This is a genomic window from Endozoicomonas sp., from assembly GCF_031844845.1.
GTDB lineage: Bacteria > Pseudomonadota > Gammaproteobacteria > Pseudomonadales > Endozoicomonadaceae > Endozoicomonas.
The window spans coordinates 1-23,605 of the sequence record NZ_JAVRMB020000264.1 but is presented as its reverse complement, the minus strand read 5'-3'; the positions used below and the strand labels follow the sequence as shown (position 1 = coordinate 23,605).

Sequence of the window (23,605 nt, the reverse complement as noted above, 5' to 3'; positions counted from 1 at the left end):
CGATTCCTGTGGTTGGCTATGCATTCCCACGCAGAGCGTGGGAACGAGGTTCCTGGTGGGTTTTGCGACAGCCTCCTGCGCGGGAAAGACGGAGGGTCAACCTTTTGCGACACCCTCGAAGGCGGGAATGACGGAGGGCTGGTACTTTCTACAATGCCACTTCCCTTAGCGGTTCTAAACGTCTGAAAGTATACGACGATAGGCAGTGAACTGATCACCGAATGTGTCAATCCCATCCTGACGGAGTGCTGGAGCAGAATGCGCCAGATAGTGGTCCAGGGCACTTTGTCCAGACACTCGATAGCGGGTGGAAATACCGATTGAATAAGGTCTTGCTGTGAGCCTTTCATCATCGATCAGATTCAACACCTCTGCACTGACAAACCCTTCTGTTGCCAGCACCGCCTCAACATGAGGCTTCAACCAGGCTCTGAACTCATCAGCCACACTATTATCCACCAGACAGTTGACTTCATAGATAATCATGAACACCCCTTCCGTTAACGACTTTTTTTGACTCTTTTGAGCCATGGATTGTAGTGGATGAACACAGACCTGATGTCAGATTTTGCGAACAATATTCAGACCATGTCGAATGGGTAGAAGCACACTCTCAAGGTTTGGATCCTCATAAATATAGCGATTCAAGTCTGCAATCACCTGATCCCTTTCTTCCTGAGGGTCAAGCACCTTACCTTTCCAAAGTGCATCATCAATCACCACAAGTCCGTGGGAGTTCATCATGGGCAGCACCATATCCAGGTAATGCCGGTATTTCTTTTTATCCGCGTCAATAAACACCAGGTCCAGTTTTTCTCTGATTTCCGGGATGGTATCCAGCGCCCTGCCAAAGAGCACGTTTATTTTATGCCCATGAGGCGAACGATCAAAAAATTCCTGACCAATATCAATGGAACGAGGATTGGTTTCGCACGCATAGACAACGCCATCGTCAGGCAACCCTTCGGCCATGGAAAGTGCTGCATAACCGGTAAACATCCCAATTTCCAGAACGGTTTTACTGCGGCTGATCTTAACCAGCATTTTCAGGGTTTGCCCCACCAGCCTGCCAGAAAGGTTTACCGGGTAACGGGTTCTGTCAACAGTGGCCTGAGCCAGTTCTGCCAGAATCAGAGACTCGCCGGATGTCATATCCTGACAATAATGTTCAATCGCTGGATCAACTATTGAATCCATGCACGGCACCTGCCTTGAAATAAAGGGTAAAATAAAGGGTCTTGATAAAAAGCGCGCACTCTATGAAGATGAAGCCACCCACTATACAGAATGAAAAATAAGCTGCGGATTCTAAGCGAGGGAGCCATGACAGAAAAGCCCATCATAGTGATTGAGTACTGCAGTCAATGCCAATGGTTATTACGTTCTGCCTGGCTGGCGCAGGAGTTATTAAGTACCTTCAGCACCGATATAGGTGAACTCCGGCTAAAACCGGGTACCGGTGGTATCTTTATCATTAAAGTTAATGGCAAAGAGATCTGGGAAAGGAAGAAGAACGGCGGCTTTCCACAACCCAGGGAAATCAAGCAGAAAGTCAGGGATATTATCGCACCAGAAAAAGACCTGGGCCACAATGATCGGTGACATTACGGTTAGGTACTTATACTCAATCAATTACAGGTGAAAACGGTCCGATTCCCAATTCGAGATCTACCATCAGTTGGTCAGGATTGCCTAGGTAGTGGTGTGCGATGTAAAAACCGTTGCAACATTCCTGAAACGAGTGAAAACCGATGGCTACCATGAAAGCTGACATAATCTCCGCCAGGCGAGTTCCTGCAAATGTCTCATACTGGATGCCCAGTAATGGAAAGATTGAGTAAAAACCGTTACACATGCCTGAGATGCCGGAAAGGTAAGGACACCCAAGCCGTCTATTGATCCTGCACAAAGAGTATTCAGGGGTACCTGACAGGCTATCGCCCTCAGTGTAATATTTGTCCAGTTTTTTAAGCGGGCAAAGGTTGATGGTCAGGGTGGATGTTATCTCTGCGGCTCCCAGACACCCGGGGCTCAGATAATAAAAACGTGTCTTTATGGGATTATTGGAGGACTGCGTCCAAAGGAAGTTGTTCTTGTGATTTCTGCCAATTCTCTCGGATTTCGAGTATATGGTTTTAAGGTTTATTGCTGTCGGCTCGCTGATATCTGTCAATAAATAGATTGGCAGTCGCCAGATGGCTGACATGATATCGATTATTTGATTTTCATTTTCTGATAACAGTTGCTCAAGTGTTTCGCAATAGGTTTCCCTGTTGCTGTAATTAATTTGGCGACTGAAAGGAAAGTTAGCACAATTGACATCCTTGTTAACCTCGCACCGAAAAGCATTAAATATCTCCGGATCCATTTTGATTACCCGTTGTGCAACTTCCCGGGATATGGATTTAATTAATGGTTGATTAGTATCATTGCACAGAATACTCATTGCTATTTCGGCTTCGTATTTTAGCTGTTGCTGCCGCGCCTCTACCCCTTTGGGGTAGCGAATAGCGGGTACTTTGCTGGAGAAAAAAGCCTCACGGTTAAGATACAGCATTACACTGTCTATCGGCGGAAGAACAGCGTTGATAGAGGATGGCTTGCTACAGGCAACGGTCAAGTGACTATGACTATTTGAGATACGATACGTGCCTAAAGACTTCCACTGGCGCGGAATGCCATTCGGGGATGTGTACTGTTTTAATCTTTCCGGAGCCCCAGCCTTAGTGCCAAGTGAGACTTTCGATCGGTTTGGCCCTGAGATGCCCCCAAGTGTCTGCACAGTCAAGGGGTCCGGGTTAGAATGACCGGTAGCACGCATTATTTCTTTCCTGCCAAATTCTGAACCACCGCCATCTTTGAAGTTGCTACTGTGCCGGTCACTCTCACTGGCACACCCGTTCGATCCGGTCACCAGGTTTGACCTGGCTCCCGGGACCCGAAGGCCTAAAGGCTTCACACCTTTGCTGCCTTATAGCAACTGCAAATCCTTTGGATATAAATTTAAACCCAGGCACTCTCCTTTTTACGGAACTTAAGCATCGGCAAAAACAAACCTAATATAATGCCCAGCAATATCGTTCCACCACCAAACAGATACCAGCGCAAACTGGTATCCCTGACCAGCTGACGATTCTCTGCCTGAAGCACCTGTAACTGGTTTTTCAGTCGTTCATTATCTTCAACCAGTTGCTGGTTACGACGGTCGATAGCCAGAGGTTCAGCCGAAATATCCTGAAGACGTTTCATCTCCACCTGTTGCCGGTTCAACTTATCCTCAGTCTTTCCCAATTCGGATGTCACCTCTTCCAACTGACTGCCCCGCTCAACCAGAAGCTTTCCGAGTTCTTTATTTTCAGCCTCGACTTTTCTGGTGCGATCCAGTGCTGCAGGTAACTGACGAAATGCCGGTGGGTTATTCATCAGATACTGGCTAGGCACATAACCCTCCTGATCACCGGTTTTTACCTTACTGAAACCATTGCCGGAATCTTCTTCCAGCAATACCAGTGCGGTGCCGGTTTTCAGGCCACGATGAACAATTCGATACTCATTACTGGGCCCGGTACGCATGGGAACATAGGTAATATCAGTAACGTATCGCATTTCTGCAGTTGCATGCCCGATCCATAAAAGGCCGAGCAGAACGGTTAGCCATTGCTTTTGCATTTTCACAGGAATCAAAATCTCAAATCACGGCAGAACTTTTTTGAATGGCTTGACGGTTACCTGTCGGTAAACACCGGCCGCAATATAAGGGTCAGCATCTGCCCAGGCCTTTGCTTCTACCAGGCTGGCAAATTCGGCAACCACAATACTTCCGGTAAATCCGGCTTCACCAGGGTCATTGCTATCAATGGCCGGGCAAGGTCCGGCCAACACCATCCGTCCTTCATCCTTAAGTTGCTGAAGCCGTTCCAGATGGGCGGAGCGGGCTTTCATTCGCAGGGGCAGGCTATTATCGACATCCTCACTGATAATGGCGTACAGCATTTACTTCTCCTCGGTCTGAATATGTTTTGAAATCACCAGAAACTGACCAATCACAAACAGGAAGGTCAGAATGAGACTGCCAAATACTTTGAAATCTACCCACATATCGTGGAAGGTAAAAGCCACAAAAAGGTTGGCAGCCCCCAGTAAAATGAAAAATATGACCCAGCTGATATTCATTTTCAGCCAGATATCTTCCGGTAAAGTCAGCGCATGACCCATCATCCGTTCCAGCAGCGTTTTCTCACCGATAAACTGGCTGCCAAGGAAGGCTACGGCGAATATCCAGTTAACAATGGGCGCTTTCCACTTCAAAAAATTTTCATCATGAAAAGCCAGCGTCATACCACCAAAAAGCACCACGGCGGCCAGTGTGATTGCATGACTTTTCTCAAGGTGCCGGTTTTTAATAAACAGGCTGCCATAAATGACAATAGAAGCAACCATCAAAACCAGAGTGGCACTGAATGGGCCACCAAGCTCAAACTCGTATGAACCCAGGCTGACCACTCCCGGATCCATTTTATAGACGATAAAGAATAAAATCAGAGGAACAAAGTCAATTATTTGCTTCATAAAGGCCCGATAAGAGTAGAATGGCAGGCAATGGTACCGAATAAAAAGTACCGAAATAAGGGTTAGCCGGTTTGAGTCTGCAGACGATAACAGTCAAACACCGGCTTTGTTAACATAGTAATCTAATTGCATTGCAGGGTAAGAGACAATTTTGATTTCCATTGATTTACACAGCCACACCACAGCTTCCGATGGAACTCTTGATCCTGTTGAACTCTGCCTCAGGGCTCAGGAACGCAATGTCGACATCCTGGCGATCACCGACCATGATACGGTGGCTGCTCACCACTTCCTCAGGGAACAGATGCCTGACAGCAAGCTCAGACTGATCACCGGCATTGAACTCTCTACCACCTGGTCTGGCGCTGAAATTCATATCGTCGGCCTTAACTTTCCTCTTGATCACAAAGACCTTGCAATGGTTGTCAATGCCCAGGGGGATGCCCGCAGAAAACGCTCACATCATATTGCTGAACGGCTTGCCAAACGGTTACCCGAATGGAATGCAGAACAAATTTTCCAGCAAGTACTTGAAGGTGTCATTAATCAGCAGAAAAGCACCAGTTATGGCTTTACCCTGAAACCCGAAGATATTCAGATCGGCCGACCACACTTTGCCCGTTGGCTGATCAGCCAAGGACTCTGCAAGGATATGGATGCCGCTTTTCGCAAGTATCTCGATAACAGCAAAATCGGTAATCTCAAGGCTTTCTGGCCAAAAATGAGCCAGGGGGTTGCCTGGATCCGGGCACTGGGTGGAACCGCTGTTCTCGCTCATCCGGGCAAATACCGAATGACGACCACTAAACTCAGGGCATTGATCAAAGACTTCAAACTGGCTGGAGGCCACGCTATTGAGGTGCAGGGCTCAAACCACCCACACAGTCAGGTCGAACAAATGGCCAGATATTGCCGTGAATTTAATTTGATGGCATCCCAGGGCAGTGACTTCCACAACCCGGATTATCCATGGGTTGATGTGGGCCGGCTCCCCCCCTCTCTTCCAGAGAATATCACCCCTGTCTGGGAGGCATGGAATTAGAGAATATTCTGCCAAAATAAGGCCCGCAGCAACCTGAATACACCCGCTTTAAACCACTTCTTTCCTGTTAACCACAGTGCTATGATGCGCCACCGCTTTCGCGCAATCACCACTGTGCTCTTTCGCTGAAGCGTTATTAGCACTGAAGCTTTATTTACCCTGAAGGCTCTTACCTTCATCACTTCGAACTATAGCCGACAACCTCCTGTACTAAACGACACGATACGCCTTTAGCAGGCCCGGCCATAGAAAGAGTGAATCACCCTAATGCTGACGATTGCCATGAGCCAGTTCTTTCAGATTCATCCAGACAACCCTCAGTTGCGATTAATCCGGCAAGCCGTTGACATTATTCGTGAAGGTGGAGTAATAGCCTACCCCACAGACTCAGCCTACGCCCTGGGCTGTCATATTGGTGATAAAAAAGGGGTTGAAAGAATCCGGAAAATCCGAAGTCTCGATGAAAAACATAATTTCACCCTGGTCTGCAGGGATTTGTCGGAACTGGCAACCTATGCCCAGGTCAATAACACTCAGTATCGAATGCTCAAAAACCATACGCCCGGTCCCTACACATTCATTCTGAAAGGTTCCCGGGAAGTACCCCGGCGACTGATGCATCCCAAAAGAAAAACAATTGGAATCAGAGTACCTGAATGCCCGATTGTGCAATCACTGCTTAGTGAGCTGGGTTGCCCCATTATGAGTTCCACACTGCAGCTGCCTGGTGATGAATTCCCAATGATGGATCCTTACGATATCCGGATGACCCTTGAGCCTCAGATTGATCTGATTATTGATGGCGGCTACCGGGGTATGGAGCCTACAACCGTCATAAACCTGATGGATGAGATTCCGGAAATTCTCAGAGTTGGCAAAGGTGACCCTACCCCTTTCCAGACTCATTAGGTTCTGTTGACAAAAGGTTCTAATTCAGTGGTTCGTAACGCCACAGGGCACAAGGGCGAACTGCTGAAGGTTTAAATCTTGACTGCATAAACCTGCCGATGGGAAACTCGATAGCGAAACGATAGTGTAACTCTGCCCCTCCTTTAATTCATAACAGACACAACAAATTCATATTACAAAGCACTTTATTCCAATCTGAAAAATCATTTTCCCCTCCTGTTTAAAAAATATCGTCTAGGATTGAGGTTTCGATTTGAAAATAAAATTCATAGCTGGCATGGGCCAAGGGAAGCTGCAATTAAGAATGCACCATTGTCATTCCCGCAAAGGAGGCTGTCGCAAAAGGGCAAATTAACAACCAACCGTCATCCCCGCGCAGGCGGGGATCCACTGTTCGAGATGGATTCCCGCCTGCGCGGGGATGACGCCAGTGGTATAAATCGGTATTTAAGACCTTTGCGACAACCTCGAAGGCGGGAATGACGGATGGCTGGAACTTTCTACAATGCCGTTTCCCTATGTGAATTAAAACACGAATAATCGACGAGTCGTTCAACCTTCAAATTAAGAACATAAAAAATCATGCAGCACTTAGCAATAACAGAAAGTGAGATGTCAGGAACCATCAAAAAACTATTGATAATATTTTTTGGTATTTTTATACCCGCTTTAAATATAAAAGCGGAGCTTGGTATCCAGAACACTTATCAACTCTCACAAAAACACTTTTCTCAGGCTTACCCGGCTACTGAGGAAAAGGCTGAGCCTGCTGACAATGGCGCTGAACTCCCTGAAATCATTCTTACCCCTGGAGAACGAAGAAAAATCGTACTAAAAGCGCTTACCAGACAGGCTAATGAAAAAGACGATACTCAAAACCGGATTTTAACCCAATACGCCGTTAAAGACCTTGATTTATTAAATGGGTCAACACTTTCTCCCAGGAAGAGCATTTTAAAAAATCTGGGACAAACCATTACTGTTGCCGGGGAAATAATGCTGGCCAACATTCTGATCACTCCCATAACGGATGTTAATATTCTAAAACAAAGGCAGGAGCTGATAAAATATCTTATCGACAACCCTGAAGCCATTAATAAGATTGAGAAACACCTGCAACATTTCTCAGAAAATGAAGATGGAATTATCTCACTGCTTGATCCCTCAGACACCATTTACAAAGGTTTGTTTCAGAGTCTGGATGCTACCCGTCAATTTGGTCTGAAACCGGAATCCAGCGACGGAAGAGAGGGCGCCCGTAGATTCATTGAAAGCATGAATTTATTCAGTGTCGGATTATTACCAACCTATTTTATTTACTATTCTTCAAAAGTGATCACTCAGGTCGGTTTTTACCATTATGCGTCAGCCCTGGCAGGCCATCCTTTGCACATGGCTGCAGGTGTTACTCTCTATGCGCTTACACTGTACCTGACCCAGCGAAGCGCCACACAAGAAAAAACCTATTACTCCTATGTCATGGAACGCAGCCGACGTCCCGGACTCGCTTTATTCGAAGCAAAAAGGCTTTGGCTAACCCTGGAAAAACACCCCTCGTTCAGCGATGTTTTATCTTCATATTCAGAGTTCTCCAAACTCGAATACTCAAAAGAGCTCAGGGAAATGCTCACTCTGCTGAAAGGGTCTCCGGAACAGCCAACCACCTCGAACCTGGATTACTACACCTCTCATATGGGGCGCTACCATAAAGCGTTAGAAGTGCTCCGAATACACAAAACCTCACTGTTACCGGTTATTCAGGCAGTGGGTGAAATTGATGCCTGGATAACCGTTGCAAAGCTGGTTAGAGAGAGCCAGAGAAGGAAGATAAACCCCATCACTTTTGCCAATTATATCACCGACAACCCATCCCCCTATTTACGGCTCAATCAATTCTGGAACCCACATTTATTGCCAGAAAACGCAGTTCCTAACGATATGGAGATTGGCGCCCATCAGCCTCTGAACACAGTCATTACCGGCCCTAATGCAGCAGGCAAATCAACCAACATGGAAGGTATTGCCATCGCCGTGCTTCTGGCACAGACCTTTGGCATCGCTCCGGCACAGTATGCAGAGATTACGCCTTTTTCACTGATCCATACCCACATGGATATCAGTTCAGAGGTGGCTGCCGGCCTGTCAACCTTCAAGGCTGAATCCGTCAGAGCTATTGAACTCATGGATCATATAATCCAAATGGAGAAGCAGCAGTTCAGCCTTACCTTAATGGATGAAATTTTCAGCAGTACCAACCCGATAGAAGGCGAGGCTGGAACCTATGGTTACCTGAAGATCATTTCCAACAACCAGAATGCCATTAACATCTGCACAACCCACTATCCCCGGCTGACACTATTAGCGACTAAATACCCGGGTATTTTTCAAAACATGCATGTTCGAGCGGAAATCACTGATGGAACACTGGTGTATGACTACCTGTTAAAGCCCGGATACTCTGAACAGCATATCGCCATCAAGATTCTGGAAGATGAAGGCGTTCAGTCTGAGTTTCTTGATATTGCCACTGACATTATCAAACATCCTGAGAGATACCCTCTTGAAGGCCGAGGTTATTAATTCAAGTAAGCTTTAAACCACTCAGCCGGACAGTAATAGAAACAATATATCAACCTATAACGCCTGTCTGGATTTACGTCATAAGCTAATCTGAACCGTTACCCACTTAACATCTGAACTTATATGATCAGGAACAAAGACTCCTCTTTCGAGATAAGCTTGCTGCAGGAGTGCACCTCTTTCCCCCTGATTAAAACTGTCGTACCCTGTTCCATCAAGACCAACTCGGGAGAACCCTTTGAGCGCTGTAGACCCTCAGTCGCGTGTGTTATCTGGCATGCGACCTACTGGCCGATTACACCTCGGTCACTATCATGGTGTTTTGAAAAACTGGCTGAAACTACAACACGAATATGACTGTTTTTTCTTTGTTGCAGACTGGCATGCACTCACTACTCACTATGAAGATCCACAGCACGTTCAACAGTATATGCTGGATATGGTGATTGACTGGCTGGCGGTGGGCGTCAACCCGGGCTCATCCACCCTCTTTATTCAGTCCCGGGTGCCAGAACATGCGGAGCTGCACCTTCTGCTCTCCATGATAACCCCGCTCTCCTGGCTGGAACGGGTACCGAGCTATAAAGACCAGCAGGAAAAACTCAGGGAAAAAGATCTCTCCACCTATGGCTTCCTTGGCTACCCGCTGCTGCAAAGTGCGGACATCCTCACCTATCGCTCTGGCAGCATTCCTGTTGGTGCCGATCAGGAAGCCCATGTTGAGATCACCCGGGAAATCGCCCGTCGGTTTAACCACCTCTATGGACGAGAACCCGGCTTTGAAGAAAATGCGGAACTGGCCATTAAAAAAATGGGCCGAAAGCAGGGTGGAATCTACCGGAAACTGCGTAAAACCTACCTTGAAAAAGGTGATGTGGAAGCGCTGAAAACCGCTAAAGCCCTGCTCAAAGAACAGAACAACATTACCCTGGGAGATAAGGAACGTTTGTTCGGTTACCTTGAAGGCACCGGTAAAGTCATCCTTCCTGAACCACAGGCACTACTGACACCTCAGGCAAAAATACCGGGGCTGGATGGGCAGAAAATGTCCAAGTCCTACAACAACACCATTGCACTGCGGGAAAGTGCCGATGATGTAGAAACCAAAATCCGCAAGATGCCCACGGACCCGGCTCGTATTCGACGAAATGATCCGGGTGATCCGCAGAAGTGTCCCGTCTGGCAATTCCACAAGCTCTACTCCGACCAGCAGAGGCAAGAGTGGGTTCAGGCTGGCTGCATAAGTGCAAATATTGGCTGTCTGGATTGTAAAAAGCCAGTGATAGAAGCCATACAGGCCGAGCTGGAACCCATCAGGATTGAAGCGCGGGAACTGGAAAATAACCACGATGTGGTGAAAAGCATTATTTCAGAAGGTTGTGAAAAAGCCCGGGATGAAGCCCAGGACACCCTTAAGGAAGTCCGTGATGCCATGGGGCTTCACTACCGCTGACCGCTTTCTCCATAAACATAAACCCTGCAACCGGGCTGTTTTTCCAGAGCTTGCCAAAAACAAAACGGCAAGCGCAGCCTTTTTTCGCTAGCCTCTCCGGCATCCCGGTTAATAAAGGGCAATCCATCACCAGCATAATACTCAAACTACATCCCCCCGGAACCCCCCCACCAGCCGGTTAAATGGATTCTAACCTTTCGACAACCTGCAGAGCTGACAGCCGTTTTGAAGGATCCGGATGCAAAAGCTGAATAACAATATCAAGACACTTCGGCCCCATATCTTTAAGTCTTGATTTCAGGTGAGAAGTTATTATTTTCTTTTTATTTTGGTCTGTTTTATTTGCAAACATGCTCGCACAAAATCTCCGGCTTTCCACGCCCGATCCCGGAAAATCAAATGAATCATTCATTTCATTAAAATTGGAAATATACTTCCCCGTAAGGCAGTAAAGTATGACTGCGCCCATTTCCGAGAGATCCAGCGCAACGGGATCATAGCCACCCTGATCCAATGGCAAACAATCTTTACCTATAAGCTGGAGAGCTCCCACATAAGAGCCGGTTCTTTTCAGTCCTCGTTTAAAAGAACCAAAATCGATCAGCTTTAATCCAGCCTCAGGATCATACATAACATTCGTTGTGCTGATATCCCGGTGTGTACACTTATTCCTGTGTATGAACGCAACAGCCGAGGCCAGCTGTAAAAATATCTTAACGATCCCCTTTTCATCACAGTCTGTCTCCTTTATGAACTGATCTAAAGACACACCCTCAACCTTTTCAGACACCACGCATGAGACGAAAAGTCTGTCTAAATCCTCAGGCAATTGCCTCGGGCTGGTGATAAGCCCATACCTCCGTTTATCCATATCACCAATCAATATGGATTTGATGGCCATAATATTGGGGTGGTGTTCTAGCATTGTTAACAACAGCACCTCCCCTCTATTCGGGTCAACTTTTAATAGCTCTGAAAAGTTCCTGTGATGGCACTTTACCGCCAGCTTATTCTGCTGCAAATCCTCGCACTCATAAACCTGGCCGTAATTACCTTTACCCAGTTTTGTCATCTCGTTTTTCAGGTTTTCGAAACGTCTAACTGCCGCAGTAGCACTTCTAAAATCATGTAATACAAGGTTAGAGCCCGGCTCGCTGCTCCGAATATCTCTTTGATCAAGAGAGATCCTTTCAACTCGCTCTCCGTAGAGAAATACTCCTCCTGCAGATTGACCTGGCGGCTCATTTTTCGCTGGAAGTCTTTGCTCTTGATCGGCTTTTGCCTGAATTGATCCCTGTCCCTGTGTTCGGTTCACTATATCCACCTCCAACGAAATGAGTCTTTAACACCAATTCATTGGAACATGTCATTAAGAAAGAGTTCATATTGTGATTAAAAATGCGCCTCCCCACGGCATCTCCCCTCTGGACAGACACCCGCCCTTGCAGGCATGATGGAACTGATTAGCAAATAAGCCGTCTAACCTCTGTAACCCCTGTCAGGGCTGATACAGAGCCAGACGAGTAGCCAGCAAGAGGTGACTGCCCATGACCACGACGGAAGCCGTGGCCGAACAACCAGAACAGAGCCCAGCCCCATCGGAAGAAACCGTATCCGAAGCCCTTGAAAAAGTGGAAAGGTCGCTGGCACTGGTTAAGGGTCAACCATTCACTAAACTGCCTGATGATCTCTATATCCCGCCTGATGCTCTGGAAGTTTTTCTGGAAGCCTTTGAGGGTCCGCTGGATCTTCTGCTCTACCTGATCAAACGCAACAATATGGATATCCTGGATATCAAGGTGGCCCAGATCACCCTTCAGTACATGGAATACGTGAAACTGATGGAAAGCTCCCAGTTTGAGCTGGCCGCTGAATATTTGGTAATGGCAGCCACCTTGGCGGAAATCAAATCCCGTATGCTGCTGCCCCGAACCTCCTCGACCGAGGACGAAGAAGAAGACCCCCGTGCCGAATTGGTTCGTCGCCTGCAAGAATACGAGCGCTTCAAAAAAGCGGCGGAAGATCTTGATGAACTGCCCAGAATGGGTCGGAATACCTGGCCATCAAAGGTTCAGACACCGGATTATGAGCGGTTACAGGTGTATCCTGATGTTGATCTGCAGGACATACTGGTTGCTCTCAGCGAAGTCATGCGCCGGGCAGATATGTTTGAACACCACCATGTGGCCGAAGAAGCCCTCTCGGTTCGGGAGCGAATGAGTGAAGTACTCGCTATGTTATCCCCGGAACGTTTTACTCCGTTTGTAGCCCTCTACCGGGTCAGCGAAGGCCGGCTGGGTGTGGTGGTCACGTTTATGGCCATTATGGAACTGATCAAGGAATCCCTGATCGAACTGGTACAGAGCGAGCCTTATGGCCCGATTCATGTGAAAGCACGGATTGAATAAATGAGCGAAAAGCCTGAACTCTCACTGATTCTGGAAGCGGCCATTATAGCCAGCAGCCGGCCACTGAATATCGAACAGCTGGCCGCTCTTTTCCCGGAAGAAAATCGTCCTGACGGAAATGAAATCCGCGAAGCACTGGTCGCCGTTTCTGAAGCCTGTGAAGGCAGGGCTTTTGAACTGAAACAGGTGGCCTCCGGCTTTCGTTTTCAGGTGCGCCAGCAAATGGCACCCTGGATCGGCGGACTCTGGGATGAAAAACCACAGCGCTACACCCGCGCCCTGCTGGAAACCTTGTCCCTGATCGCCTATCGCCAGCCAATTACCCGTGGGGAAATTGAAGATATTCGTGGTGTGAGTGTCAGCAGTAATATTATCCGTACCTTGCAGGAGCGGGAATGGGTGCGTGTGGTTGGCCATCGGGACGTACCCGGCCGACCAGCAATGTTTGCTACCACGCGACAGTTTCTGGATTACTTCAACCTGCAAAACCTTAACGACCTTCCACCATTGTCTGAAATTCGGGACCTGGAAGAAATCGCCAAAACACTGGAGTTACCACCGGAAATCGCCGAAGTGCTGGTCCAGGCTGGCGGCACTCTGGAACAGCCAGAACTGGAAGATCAGGAAGTTATTAAGGAGCGCTCAGCCCAGGAACTCTTTGACGAGCTGGATGCTATGGAGGCGGAACTCCCCACCGGCTTTAATGACCTGATCAAAAAGCAGAAGGTCCCTGCACTGGACCTGGAAGACGAAAAGGCACAGGACTCAAAGCCTGCCGAAGAAGAAACAGCAGCGCCTTCAGCAGAAGATCAATCAATGGATGAATCGCCGTCTGAGGAAGCATCTCCTTCCCAGTCCGAAGAACCGGATGAAACTTTCCACTGATCTGCTTCAAGGCAATTCTTAATCCAGACACTATGATGGTTAATAACCTATGGACTGACTATTCTATAGTTATTTGCCATTAACGTGTATGGATAGTGTGATCATGAGCGAGAAGAAGAAAAAAGTAGCACTGATTGGCTGGAATCCCAAAGTCGTTGACTACAGAAAATGGCCGGGACTGACCGCTGAAAAAGTGACAGCGGGCTTGAAGGCCGATCGAGATCGGCTAAATTCGCTGGGTTATGAGGCAAGTTTGTTGTTGATTAATGATGAAGCATCTGCTTTTGATGCGGCGCGAACAGCCTTGCAGGCACAAGCGTATGATGGTGTGATGATCGGCGCGGGTGTTCGGTTAGACCCGGAATATCTGATCCTCTTCGAACGCCTGATAAATGCTGTTCATGAAGCGGCACCACAGGCTAAAATCTGCTTCAATACTAATCCTCAGGACACGGCCAAGGCCGTTCAGAGATGGGTTTAATCGCCAAACCAGCAATAAAAAATAAGCGTTAATATCTGTTAAATCTTCACAAAACTGATAACACAGATTCAATAGAGGCCGTAATGAAAAAAAATAAACGAGAAGTGACACTCCGATTCCTTGCAGAGCCCGGCGATGTGAACTTTGGTGGCAAAGTTCATGGCGGTGCGGTCATGAAATGGATCGATTTAGCGGCTTATGCCTGTGCGGCAGGCTGGAGTGGCAAATACTGCATTACGGCTTACGCAGGGGGCATTCGGTTTGTTCACCCTATTCATGTGGGCAACCTGGTTGAAGTCACAGGAAAAGTGATTTATACCGGAACCTCATCAATACATATTGCCATTGATGTACAGGCCAGTGACCCAAAAGACCTCGATAATATTTTAACGACGCACTGCATCGTTATTATGGTTGCCGTTGATGAGAATGGTAAACCGACAAAAGTTGAGCAGTGGGTCCCTCAAACTGAAGAAGATATCAATTTACGTGAGTCAGCGATCCGGCTTATGAATATGCGCCAGAAAATCAGTGCAGAGATGGAAGCGCATGTTAAATATTTGAAATAGTACGACACCCTTTCTGGAAGCCCTTTCATTTATGTCAGGGACTTCAGACAGTAAAACAGGGCATATTCATACCCTCCTTAAGTAAACTATATGACGAATCCCGTGAACAGTAAGACATTCAATGGCAGCTGCGCCACTCTATCGAGAAGTTTTAACTTTACGACCTGAAACCTCTATTATTAATTCTAAATTTTTTAATACAGGATAATGTGTTACCTTGAATTCAAACTCAGCATCAGATAGAACATGATCTATTTTATGGTGCCATTTTTTTTCATTTAAAAAAACTTCCTCACTATTTTTTTCCGGCATATTTTGTTGTGACAGGCTAAATAATTTATAACTAATCTTTCCTAAATGCTTATTTGAGCAATATATAAATGGACTCTTCAGAGGTACTGGAAACTGCTCTTGAATAGAAGAGAATATCTGATAAAGTGAGTTTCCGACAGAACTTGATGTAAATGCCTCAAACCATCCATGGAGCAACAAAGCAAGTCTATCCCCCCCTCCTTTAGAGCAGATTTCCTTAACAGCTTGATCTAAGTTATCTGGTTCGGGAGTATAATGCCCACTGCTGTTATCTATAAGGATTATGTAACCATCTTTATCAATTTTAAGAATTCCCGCAGCTGCGATAGGTGTACCGGCCAGGAACGTGCTATGAAAGGAGCTAGAGCGGATGGATGAGTCTAAATTATGATCAATATAAAACGTTCCATCACCATCCATAACATAGCGCATGCTCTTCTGGTCAGTGATCAGTTTGCCACGAATATAAATACGGCCTTCATGGAAATTAATTTCATAATTAGCCCTCTCATCTTTTGTAAAGTACTTAGCTCCACATTCAAGATCTTTAGCGATATACTCTTCTTTCATTTTTATGGTTTTCCACTTAGCAGGCTGTTGGTGTATATAGCGAGTATCATTTGATTGCTTACGGCCTTTGATATTGACAATAGCTACTAAAAGAAATTTCTCTACCTGTACCTGTACCTGTACCTGTACCGACCATACTTTGAAATTTCCTTCATCTTGATTACTGTTACTACCACCATCGGTAGCAGTATCTGGAAATTCACATGCCCCCCTTAATAGAGCAACGGCATTAAAAAGATTTCCAATACCCAACATTATTATTGACTCCTTTAGTGTAATAAGTAATTAAGTTTTTTTCCTGACATAAAACTTTATGTTCACACGCCTATTCAGACAAGCAAAGCCACAGTAGCACTGGGCTCAGTTCAGGATAAGTGTTGGTATGCTTTCCCATGCCAGCAATAGCAAGAGATTACCTGAATGCAGTAAAATCCCTATACATCAGGCTTTGAGCGACTTGAGGTAAAGTACCAACACTTATCTGGAACTGAGCCGTAGCACTGACTGAAAAACATTAAACTAACCATCTAGTCAGTAATATTCACAAGCACTTACTGTTGAAAGTTTTCGCAGGCTCAATCCATATAGGTTCTCGGCTTTAGAGTTCGCAAAGCACAAAAGTTCAACAATTAATTCGTAATCAGCTAAATAGCAACCCTCTCTAATCACCAGAAAAAAGAGAGAAAAATAGAAAAAAATAGAAAAAAATAGAAAAAAAATAGAAAAAGAAATAGAAAAAGGACAGCCATCAATTTATCGATATGAAGCGTATAAACATTTCCATGGGCTTCTTTATTTCTCTGCTTTATTTCTTTATATGGGTATCCTTTATTCTATTTCTGAATAACTTGCCTTTTTTACCACAGAGACACGGAGGACACCGAGGACACGGAGGATAAGAAACAGAGAAAAAGGACAGCCATCAATTTATCCATATGAAGCGTATGAACATTTCTATGGGTATCTATTCTATTTCTGAATAACTTGCCTTTTTTACCACAGAGACACGGAGGACACCGAGGACACGGAGGATAAGAAAAAAAAGAGAAAAAGGACAGCCATCAATTTATCCATATGAAGCGTATGAACATTTCTATGGGTATCTATTCTATTTCTGAATAACTTGCCTTTTTTACCACAGAGACACAGAGGACACGGAGGACACGGAGGACACGGAGGATAAGAAAGATTTTTTCTCTGTGCTCTCTGTGTGACTCTGTGGTTAAAAAATGGGGAAATTAACGGACACTTCCTAAGGAAGGAATAAAAACTGTTCTCCGTGATTCCAATGCAATACCCCCAGCACGAAGCGACCAGCCCGGACTCTCAGCGAGCAGAAACCAAAGAAGAAGGGGAGCCCCTAAGCCCGGTATCACCAGAAAAAAACCTTGTCTACCCCGGGAAGAGACCTGCAGCTTAGCCATTTCCGAGCTTTTATTCACAATTTTTAAAAGCTGATTCAACTGAATTGATCGTTCTGGCAAACAATGGATGTACTACTCATAGTGTCGTGATTTCATTTCAAACTCAGGCAGTATTTATTCCTGCAGAAAGTATCGCTGGTCGCTTAAGAAATAAACGCTATCTCATTTTAAAAGCAAACGATTTCCACGTTCGAATTTTATCTTCACTGTATTGCCGGGAACTACTACTCTCCCAATACTTTATGCATTGACACTACGAAATACACTCCAGCTATTCACCGCTTGCATGGGTACACACTGATTACCCATTAACTGACTCAGTGCTTGCGACTCATGCTGAGCGATTTCCTTCCCACATTTACCGGGACATCTGGCCACCAGTACCGGGCGTGATTTTCCGGCATGGATCATTACAAATTCCTGATTGTGCGTCATCTTCCCGCAACAGCTGCAGGGGCGCTCAATAGTTGACTCAAACATTGATTATTCCTAATTTTCAGTAAGTTATTATTAGTCGTTTTTTTGCGTTATCAGGTAATAAGTACCAGGGATACGAATTCATATGATCAGGTACGTGCTCTAAATCCAGCGTCAGGGTAAAATCGTTATTTTTGATTTTCTACAGGACTATAGTCTGGATCTTTGAAGTCAAACGCATTAAAAACTATGACTACAAAATGTAATTTGAGGGAGTTGATGACGAAAGTTCGTCGTCGGAAAGCATCTAATTCTAGATTTTTGAGGAATGTTACTCGTTATCGACTTACTGCCTACTGCTTTCTGCTTTTCAAATCCCCATCACCATGGGTGAGGTTACTACCCTTTTGAGTGACACATACTACCCCCTTTTTACTGGCAGAGATAGCCTTTTCACAAATTATTTCAAACCTCCTCAAAGGGCTCAGTTCCAGATATGTGTTGGTACTTTACCTCAAGTCGCTCAAAGCCTGATGTATAGAGATCTTAGGGAAGTGGTATTGTAGAAAGTACCTCCCTCCGTCGTTCAAGGCGGGAATCTACCACGCAGTGGATCCCCGCCTTCGCGGGGATGACGGTGGTATATTCTTAATTGCAGCTTCCCTTAATGCATTCAGGTAATCTATTGCTATTGCTGGCATGGGAAAGCATACCAACACTTATCCTGAACTGAGCCTCCTCAAAGCATTGGGGTAAGCAAGTTAATATCAAACACCATATTTCACTGCAGCCCAGGGAGAACCTTCTGACCAATCGGAAGAACCGGACGAAACGCCTCATTCATATTAAAGAGCCAGGCAGAGCTTATTAACAGGAACAATACCCGGCGATGTCTACCCAACCTCTCTGCATAAATAGTCTATCCTTGACGCAATCTTTCCTGAGGGATGGAGCACCTAATGGGTACACCAGTAACACAACTTCAAACAACCTTCGGCCCCAACTTTAAAGTACCGGAATCGATCAACAGCGAGCATTACCAAGTTTCCACAACAATTTGGGACAAGAAAGCCTTCGGCATGGTAGTCAGACTCGTTTGTCCAAGCTGCCGATACCTTGGAAGCTTCCTGGCACCACAGGATAAAGCGCTTGGATTATGGGGTTCGCCAACAAAAACATCACTGAACCACTCTAAATACTGCCATATTAATGAGCGCAGCGTAGAGCCTGTCAATTATTCAAAAAAAGAAAACCGGTTAAAATCATTTGAATCGGACTCGTGGCAACAGCACTCCTCCAGTCAATGCAACGATGCTGAGGCACTGGCTAAACAGGGTCTGTATTACCTGGGAATAGATGATTTTGTGAGCTGCGCAGATTGTCACTTTACCGGAAATCAACTGAAAAAATTCAATATCAGCAACAGACATCAAACAAAAACAAAATTACCATGCCAATTTCTAAAAAACGAAATATCCGTCTCCATCGAATCTGCTTATATGTTGCTAAAATCAGATCAACTGCAAAAGTTCAACAATTACATAGAAAAGCTTGACGATAAAAGAAAACAGCATCAATTAGAGGAACTTGCAAAACTTACAATCACATCAGGCAGAATAATGCCTCTGATGCATATTCTGAGTTTGTCTGATGAACGTATAGCTGTCATCAAAGATAAAGATATCAAAAAAGGTATCGCTATCTTCGCTATTCAACAGAATCAGTCCGGCGCCTTGAAAACCATACTGGATTCCGGGATCCTTTCAAAAAACAAATCACCTGAAACTGTCTATTTTAAAAATCCAGAAGAACAATGCCTGTCAAGACTGGCATTAACTATTGAAATGGATCGTTTGGATATGACGCAAATGCTCATTAATTATGGCAATAAAAAACAAGACAACCCACATAGTGCAGGTCTGGCTCGAGAAGACAAAAAACTGACCAACTGGGAATTCTGCCTGCACCGAAACAAACTCAACGCCCTTAAACTATTCATCAAAAACGATCTGGACTTAACCAGACCTTTACACACTGGCGAACTCCCTATACATATTGCTGCTGCATTAAACAAGCTTCCTGCGGTTCAATGTTTTGTAGAGAGTGGTGCCGATATCAATGCACCAACACAAGAAAAAAAAATAAGACCCGAGAGGCCAACCGCATCAGAGAACACCCCTGCTCCTGATACAACCATTTATACCAGCACACCCCACAAGCAAACCGCTTTGCACCTGTCCGCCATGAGAAATGCAACAGAAGCCTATCAGTGGTTATTAGATAATGGTGCAGACGCAACCCTGACCGATTCCCATGGAAAAACCGCCAGTGATTACCTTAAAGATCACGAAAGTGCCCCCCCTCCGGACTCCACAGCAGAAACGACTGTTTAGCCATCAATAAAGTATTCGCCGTTTGAAAAACGGCTCCGAATATCAGGAACTTTCCAATATTTTTACTGTCCAAATAGAAATCAGCGTAGAGAAACGCCGATTTCCGCTAAAAATTTCAGGGAGTATCTTTAATGACATATCCTGCAGGGAGAGATGCCCCCCTTAATACGGCAAATAGTAATGGACTGAAGAAATCAGAGCATCAGTCAGATGAAGAATTAACAGCCTGCTGGCAGGGACAGTCGTTATCAAAAAACATTAATGACCCACTAGTTCAAAGCAGCACTGCAACCAACAAAAAGGGGTCAGCCCCTGACCTTTCTCATCGGACTCCTGTGAGGGAAAGGCCTTGCTGTAAAACATCCCCTGATATTGCCCGGCATAATCCTGAAAATAAAGCAGGCATCGCAGGAGTAGGAGTGGCAGCATCCATTCCACCCTCATCATCAATAATATCCCTTCAGGATTACCTGAAAACCCGTGATACGTCCTACCAGGTACAGCAGCAAAAACATATCGTATTCATCGGGCGGTCAACAAAACTGAAATTATCCCTGCCACCGTCACTGTCTAAGCTTTACAGCCCCAAAGGGCACGACCTGGTCACACCTGATGATGATCGGTGTGCAGCATTCCTGTTGACTGCAGCAGAAGCCAATAACTGGTCTCCTGAGCAGTTGACGGCGCTGGCAAAAAAGGCTTTCAATACATCGGCTGACATTATTTTTTCAGGCGAACCAGCCACATCGGTTAAAGAAATTATTACCAACGCTGATTATAATGAGCTACCTGGTAGTGGTCATTCATCGGGAAGTGCATTTTTTCAACCAGTCAGTATTCGTACGACCAATCAGTTTGGTACTCAGTTAGCCCTTGACGCCCCCAAGCGAGACTTCATAGAACAGGCAAAACAACCCGGCACAAAATCACTGGATATTGGTGGTGGTTTTGGTGCCGTGGTTTTGTGTGCAGCCCAGGAGGGAGCCAAAAATATCCATCTGTGGGAAGTCAACAGGGAGGTCGTTACCAAATTTGATAACATAATCTTGAATGAAGGATTTAAAGGCTGCATCCATGCTCAGGAAAATAATCTCAAAACGAATGAGATAACCCCTGAAGAGGAAGAAAGTTTCGATGTAATCCTTATTTCACGGGTACTCCATTTATTCAGACCCGATGAAATTGAGTCCGCTGCCATAAAATTATATCGCCTGCTGAAACCAGGCGGCGTATTACATATCACAGGGGAAACTGCGTTCTTGCAAGTGGCTGAAAACTATATTCCAACTTATCTGAAGAAAATAGAAAATGAGGAGCTCTGGCCAGGTTTTCTCAATGAAGAGGCAATGAAGACGTTCTTTGAGCCAGCGCGAGCGAAAAATCATCATGGCATTTTTACATTCCTGGATTTATGTTCACCTGCCACCATTTTCAAGAAGGCCGGATTTACCGTATTACACAATGAATATTTAAGTCGCATCAGCGGTGTGGGGCGACATGAAGATCGAGTACTACTTAAAAAAGGTAGTAAATTTGAAGAGCATCGCGGTAAAGAGTCTGTATGGCTGAAGCTGAAAAAGCCGCTTCAAAACGCTTAATCCAGCACAATGAGACTATATTCAACCTTATATTACACAGTAGTTGAACGCCATTGATCGTTATGTGTAGATTTACTGTAACTGTTCAGCACCCCCCATATAAATCTGGATTTTTCTGATTTTTCTACCCTCCTGTTACACAATAATTTTCCTGACACCAAGCCAACATGGATCAAGACTCATCTGCGATTTTGTTAAATCGCTGCGCTCTTAGGAATCGTCCTTAAATAATTCCAAAAAACCGGGGTCAGGTCTTTCTTGCGACAGGCTAAGCCTGAGAATGTGGGAGGTTCTATGAGCTGAAATCATTCGTTGAAATCCAGTGGGTTTAACTCCCACCCGGTAAAGATTAACCATCAGCCGGAAGCGAGTTTTGCATAGCCAAGGGTAACCTTGGTTGTGAAGCGTAAACAGCAGGTACTAAAGCCGCGGGATTGAGCTCCGAAATTGACGCTTTGCTGGAGGCTTCATTGTGAAAGAGGTGGGGTTAGTACTGACTTGTCGAGTTGGTGAGACAAAATCAGTCTGGCCGGAGCCTGAGACCGGGGCATAGGTACAGGATGGATTTCTCAGGAACCTGCGAGATCCAGTGCTGACCTGAGTTAAATAGCCATTGGTTCTATGGCTGAACAGAACCCGGTCGTCAGGTTGTGCTTCAGGCCAGGCGAAGCGAATATGAAGCAACACTTTTGGCTCATGGCTGTCAGGAGTCCGGAAGCGAATCCATAAGTGACCGGATAGTAGGTACTGGAAGTCTTAGTGTACCGTTAGTATCCAGGAGTACTGTTGACAACGGGGAACTCCGCTCGGGAGGACCCGGACGAGGAAAGGGGATGCCGTAGTGATTGAACCGCTTGTGGGAAACACTAAAGGTGCTCAGTAACCTGTGACAGTGTCAACGTAACAGAAGCGGATAGCCGTACCAGCAACGGAGTTTGTTGGTTGAGTATCTGATGCTATTCAGATAGTGAATCGGTCACTATGAGGAACCGGATGCCTTAATTGGGCACGTCCGGGTCTGTGAGGGTTGAGGTCGGTAACGGCCTCTTCTACTCGGAATTGTGCATAACTTATATCGTTCATTGATTCGTTGTGAAGAGTAATGATAGGCCTTTCATTGTGATTAGATATCAGTTATTTCGAAGACTTAGTAAGTAGATATTTGTTTAAATTTTAAGCGACAGTAGATGATGCACAATGAAAGACCTGACTCCGAACATGACCCCGAACACATTTCGGCAGTTTCGCAGACAGAGTTTTAACCGTTGTCACAAGCTGTGCCGCGGGCTATTGTGCAGGCGCTGTTGTAGATCTGTTGTAGATATTGTGCAGCAGTTCAAAAAAAATGCAACGAACGCAACATTTTTAGATTATATTCACCAAAATATTTTCAGGGCATGGGTTTTGTGGTTGTCAACAACAAAATTGGCTGGAATGGAGTCTGTCACCAGCCAGACAATCAGGCGAAGAATAGAGAGTGGCTACTACGAAAGAGTCAGACGAACGTCAGGCGGCCATTATCGTGTATTCATCCAACTCTTTAGTAAAAAAAGCCGAAAAATAAGTTATGCGAGAGTCAGATCCGTCAAGCAAAAATCCAGCATCGTCACACAAAAGCGACTCTTGCTCGAGCGGCACCCCGACTCCGAATTTATCGCTGACATTGCCAGTGCTTTCAACTTTAAACGACAAGGTCTTAAAGCCATTTTGGAATCCGCAATGCTCGGATATCCAACACCTCTTATGGCTACCAAAGCTGTGGTTACCACAAAAGACCGACTCGTAAGATCGGGATTCGAGCTTATCAAATGGCTCATTGAATTATCAGGAAGACAGATCGAAATTCTGGATGGTCAGGCTGACCCCACTAAAGCCTTCGACACCCAAGAGCTTATCGGTTTCATTACCTCATTCTGCAATAGCCACTACGGGAAAAGATCTGCTGAAAGGCGCAAAAATAATAGCCTCAAAAAAGATTAGATTTTATCCAGAGAA

Annotated in this window: 22 protein-coding genes; 12 read left to right on the top strand and 10 right to left on the bottom strand. The window is 45.6% G+C overall.

What is annotated here, in order from left to right; genetic code table 11:
- Positions 1 to 174: 174 nt before the first annotated feature.
- Both RM811_RS14250 and RM811_RS14245 read right to left on the bottom strand, forming a co-directional pair.
- Positions 175 to 486, bottom strand: a complete 312-nt coding sequence (locus RM811_RS14250; RefSeq protein WP_402525481.1) for a DUF4286 family protein — start codon at positions 484 to 486, stop codon at positions 175 to 177.
- A 75-nt stretch (positions 487 to 561) separates the two neighbouring features.
- On the bottom strand, positions 562 to 1,197 hold the full coding sequence (locus RM811_RS14245) for an O-methyltransferase (protein WP_402525478.1): 636 nt from the start codon (positions 1,195 to 1,197) through the stop codon (positions 562 to 564).
- A gap of 126 nt (positions 1,198 to 1,323) precedes the next feature.
- Here RM811_RS14245 and RM811_RS14240 point away from each other — a divergent pair, with 126 nt between their 5' ends.
- Positions 1,324 to 1,602 (top strand): SelT/SelW/SelH family protein, encoded by a 279-nt coding sequence (locus tag RM811_RS14240; protein ID WP_402525476.1) that lies wholly within the window; start codon positions 1,324 to 1,326, stop codon positions 1,600 to 1,602.
- A 22-nt stretch (positions 1,603 to 1,624) separates the two neighbouring features.
- Here the strand turns inward: RM811_RS14240 and RM811_RS14235 are convergent, their stop codons facing one another.
- From RM811_RS14235 to RM811_RS14220, 4 genes are all read right to left on the bottom strand, one after another.
- Entirely contained in the window at positions 1,625 to 2,914 is a 1,290-nt protein-coding gene (locus RM811_RS14235) for a hypothetical protein (protein WP_402525473.1), read from the bottom strand.
- Positions 2,915 to 3,003: 89 nt separating this feature from the next.
- Entirely contained in the window at positions 3,004 to 3,606 is a 603-nt protein-coding gene (locus tag RM811_RS14230) for a TIGR04211 family SH3 domain-containing protein (protein WP_402525470.1), read from the bottom strand.
- Positions 3,607 to 3,693: 87 nt separating this feature from the next.
- Positions 3,694 to 3,993, bottom strand: a complete 300-nt coding sequence (locus tag RM811_RS14225) for a YciI family protein (protein WP_402525467.1) — start codon at positions 3,991 to 3,993, stop codon at positions 3,694 to 3,696.
- A complete protein-coding gene (locus RM811_RS14220; protein ID WP_402525465.1) occupies positions 3,994 to 4,569 on the bottom strand; it encodes a septation protein A in 576 nt (191 codons plus the stop codon). It abuts the gene before it with no gap.
- Positions 4,570 to 4,720: 151 nt separating this feature from the next.
- On the opposite strand from RM811_RS14220, the gene RM811_RS14215 reads away from it, so the two are divergent.
- The 4 genes from RM811_RS14215 to RM811_RS14200 all read left to right on the top strand — a co-directional run bounded on the left by RM811_RS14215 (position 4,721) and on the right by RM811_RS14200 (position 10,553).
- A complete protein-coding gene (locus RM811_RS14215) occupies positions 4,721 to 5,611 on the top strand; it encodes a PHP domain-containing protein (protein WP_402525462.1) in 891 nt (296 codons plus the stop codon).
- 282 nt (positions 5,612 to 5,893) lie between these two features.
- Entirely contained in the window at positions 5,894 to 6,520 is a 627-nt protein-coding gene (locus RM811_RS14210) for an L-threonylcarbamoyladenylate synthase (RefSeq protein WP_402525483.1), read from the top strand.
- A 612-nt stretch (positions 6,521 to 7,132) separates the two neighbouring features.
- Positions 7,133 to 9,100, top strand: coding sequence for a MutS-related protein (locus tag RM811_RS14205; RefSeq protein WP_402525460.1), 1,968 nt, complete (start codon positions 7,133 to 7,135; stop codon positions 9,098 to 9,100).
- A gap of 238 nt (positions 9,101 to 9,338) precedes the next feature.
- Positions 9,339 to 10,553 carry a tryptophan--tRNA ligase gene (locus tag RM811_RS14200; RefSeq protein ID WP_402525458.1) on the top strand — a complete coding sequence of 405 codons (1,215 nt, stop codon included), beginning with the start codon at positions 9,339 to 9,341 and terminating at the stop codon, positions 10,551 to 10,553.
- On the opposite strand, the gene RM811_RS14195 is transcribed toward RM811_RS14200, so the two are convergent.
- Both RM811_RS14195 and RM811_RS14190 read right to left on the bottom strand, forming a co-directional pair.
- On the bottom strand, positions 10,513 to 10,698 hold the full coding sequence (locus RM811_RS14195; RefSeq protein ID WP_402525456.1) for a hypothetical protein: 186 nt from the start codon (positions 10,696 to 10,698) through the stop codon (positions 10,513 to 10,515). The two genes, RM811_RS14200 and RM811_RS14195, sit on opposite strands and share 41 nt — an antisense overlap.
- A gap of 33 nt (positions 10,699 to 10,731) precedes the next feature.
- Complete coding sequence (locus tag RM811_RS14190; RefSeq protein WP_402525453.1) at positions 10,732 to 11,868, bottom strand: protein kinase domain-containing protein; 1,137 nt, start codon at positions 11,866 to 11,868, stop codon at positions 10,732 to 10,734.
- Positions 11,869 to 12,100: 232 nt separating this feature from the next.
- Here RM811_RS14190 and RM811_RS14185 point away from each other — a divergent pair, with 232 nt between their 5' ends.
- From RM811_RS14185 to RM811_RS14170, 4 genes are all read left to right on the top strand, one after another.
- Positions 12,101 to 12,961 (top strand): segregation and condensation protein A, encoded by an 861-nt coding sequence (locus RM811_RS14185; protein WP_402525450.1) that lies wholly within the window; start codon positions 12,101 to 12,103, stop codon positions 12,959 to 12,961.
- The gene (scpB, locus tag RM811_RS14180; RefSeq protein WP_402525447.1) at positions 12,962 to 13,846 is read left to right on the top strand and encodes an SMC-Scp complex subunit ScpB; all 885 of its coding nucleotides are present in this window, start codon (positions 12,962 to 12,964) and stop codon (positions 13,844 to 13,846) included. It abuts the gene before it with no gap.
- 103 nt (positions 13,847 to 13,949) lie between these two features.
- Complete coding sequence (locus tag RM811_RS14175; RefSeq protein WP_402525445.1) at positions 13,950 to 14,327, top strand: hypothetical protein; 378 nt, start codon at positions 13,950 to 13,952, stop codon at positions 14,325 to 14,327.
- A gap of 83 nt (positions 14,328 to 14,410) precedes the next feature.
- On the top strand, positions 14,411 to 14,896 hold the full coding sequence (locus RM811_RS14170) for an acyl-CoA thioesterase (RefSeq protein ID WP_402525443.1): 486 nt from the start codon (positions 14,411 to 14,413) through the stop codon (positions 14,894 to 14,896).
- A 138-nt stretch (positions 14,897 to 15,034) separates the two neighbouring features.
- Here RM811_RS14170 and RM811_RS14165 read toward each other — a convergent pair whose 3' ends face one another.
- Together RM811_RS14165 and RM811_RS14160 are read right to left on the bottom strand one after the other, a co-directional pair.
- On the bottom strand, positions 15,035 to 16,033 hold the full coding sequence (locus RM811_RS14165; RefSeq protein WP_402525441.1) for a hypothetical protein: 999 nt from the start codon (positions 16,031 to 16,033) through the stop codon (positions 15,035 to 15,037).
- Positions 16,034 to 17,442: 1,409 nt separating this feature from the next.
- The gene (locus RM811_RS14160) at positions 17,443 to 17,682 is read right to left on the bottom strand and encodes a hypothetical protein (protein ID WP_402525438.1); all 240 of its coding nucleotides are present in this window, start codon (positions 17,680 to 17,682) and stop codon (positions 17,443 to 17,445) included.
- An 896-nt stretch (positions 17,683 to 18,578) separates the two neighbouring features.
- Here RM811_RS14160 and RM811_RS14155 point away from each other — a divergent pair.
- From RM811_RS14155 to RM811_RS14145, 3 genes are all read left to right on the top strand, one after another.
- The gene (locus RM811_RS14155; RefSeq protein WP_402525435.1) at positions 18,579 to 20,012 is read left to right on the top strand and encodes an ankyrin repeat domain-containing protein; all 1,434 of its coding nucleotides are present in this window, start codon (positions 18,579 to 18,581) and stop codon (positions 20,010 to 20,012) included.
- Between the two features lie 131 nt (positions 20,013 to 20,143).
- Positions 20,144 to 21,610, top strand: a complete 1,467-nt coding sequence (locus tag RM811_RS14150; protein WP_402525433.1) for a class I SAM-dependent methyltransferase — start codon at positions 20,144 to 20,146, stop codon at positions 21,608 to 21,610.
- Between the two features lie 1,326 nt (positions 21,611 to 22,936).
- Positions 22,937 to 23,590: a recombinase family protein gene (locus RM811_RS14145; RefSeq protein WP_402525430.1), complete on the top strand. Its 654-nt coding sequence runs from the start codon at positions 22,937 to 22,939 to the stop codon at positions 23,588 to 23,590.
- Positions 23,591 to 23,605: the final 15 nt, after the last annotated feature.

Bases quoted from the DNA above. Each gene is read 5' to 3' on its own strand.
- RM811_RS14250 (WP_402525481.1), bottom strand. From the start codon at position 486: ATGATTATCTATGAAGTCAACTGTCTGGTGGATAATAGTGTGGCTGAT.
- RM811_RS14245 (WP_402525478.1), bottom strand. From the start codon at position 1,197: ATGGATTCAATAGTTGATCCAGCGATTGAACATTATTGTCAGGATATG.
- RM811_RS14240 (WP_402525476.1), top strand. From the start codon at position 1,324: ATGACAGAAAAGCCCATCATAGTGATTGAGTACTGCAGTCAATGCCAA.
- RM811_RS14230 (WP_402525470.1), bottom strand. From the start codon at position 3,606: ATGCGATACGTTACTGATATTACCTATGTTCCCATGCGTACCGGGCCC.
- RM811_RS14225 (WP_402525467.1), bottom strand. From the start codon at position 3,993: ATGCTGTACGCCATTATCAGTGAGGATGTCGATAATAGCCTGCCCCTG.
- RM811_RS14220 (WP_402525465.1), bottom strand. From the start codon at position 4,569: ATGAAGCAAATAATTGACTTTGTTCCTCTGATTTTATTCTTTATCGTC.
- RM811_RS14210 (WP_402525483.1), top strand. From the start codon at position 5,894: ATGAGCCAGTTCTTTCAGATTCATCCAGACAACCCTCAGTTGCGATTA.
- RM811_RS14205 (WP_402525460.1), top strand. From the start codon at position 7,133: ATGTCAGGAACCATCAAAAAACTATTGATAATATTTTTTGGTATTTTT.
- RM811_RS14185 (WP_402525450.1), top strand. From the start codon at position 12,101: ATGACCACGACGGAAGCCGTGGCCGAACAACCAGAACAGAGCCCAGCC.
- scpB (WP_402525447.1), top strand. From the start codon at position 12,962: ATGAGCGAAAAGCCTGAACTCTCACTGATTCTGGAAGCGGCCATTATA.
- RM811_RS14175 (WP_402525445.1), top strand. From the start codon at position 13,950: ATGAGCGAGAAGAAGAAAAAAGTAGCACTGATTGGCTGGAATCCCAAA.
- RM811_RS14170 (WP_402525443.1), top strand. From the start codon at position 14,411: ATGAAAAAAAATAAACGAGAAGTGACACTCCGATTCCTTGCAGAGCCC.
- RM811_RS14165 (WP_402525441.1), bottom strand. From the start codon at position 16,033: ATGTTGGGTATTGGAAATCTTTTTAATGCCGTTGCTCTATTAAGGGGG.
- RM811_RS14160 (WP_402525438.1), bottom strand. From the start codon at position 17,682: ATGTTTGAGTCAACTATTGAGCGCCCCTGCAGCTGTTGCGGGAAGATG.
- RM811_RS14155 (WP_402525435.1), top strand. From the start codon at position 18,579: ATGGGTACACCAGTAACACAACTTCAAACAACCTTCGGCCCCAACTTT.
- RM811_RS14150 (WP_402525433.1), top strand. From the start codon at position 20,144: ATGACATATCCTGCAGGGAGAGATGCCCCCCTTAATACGGCAAATAGT.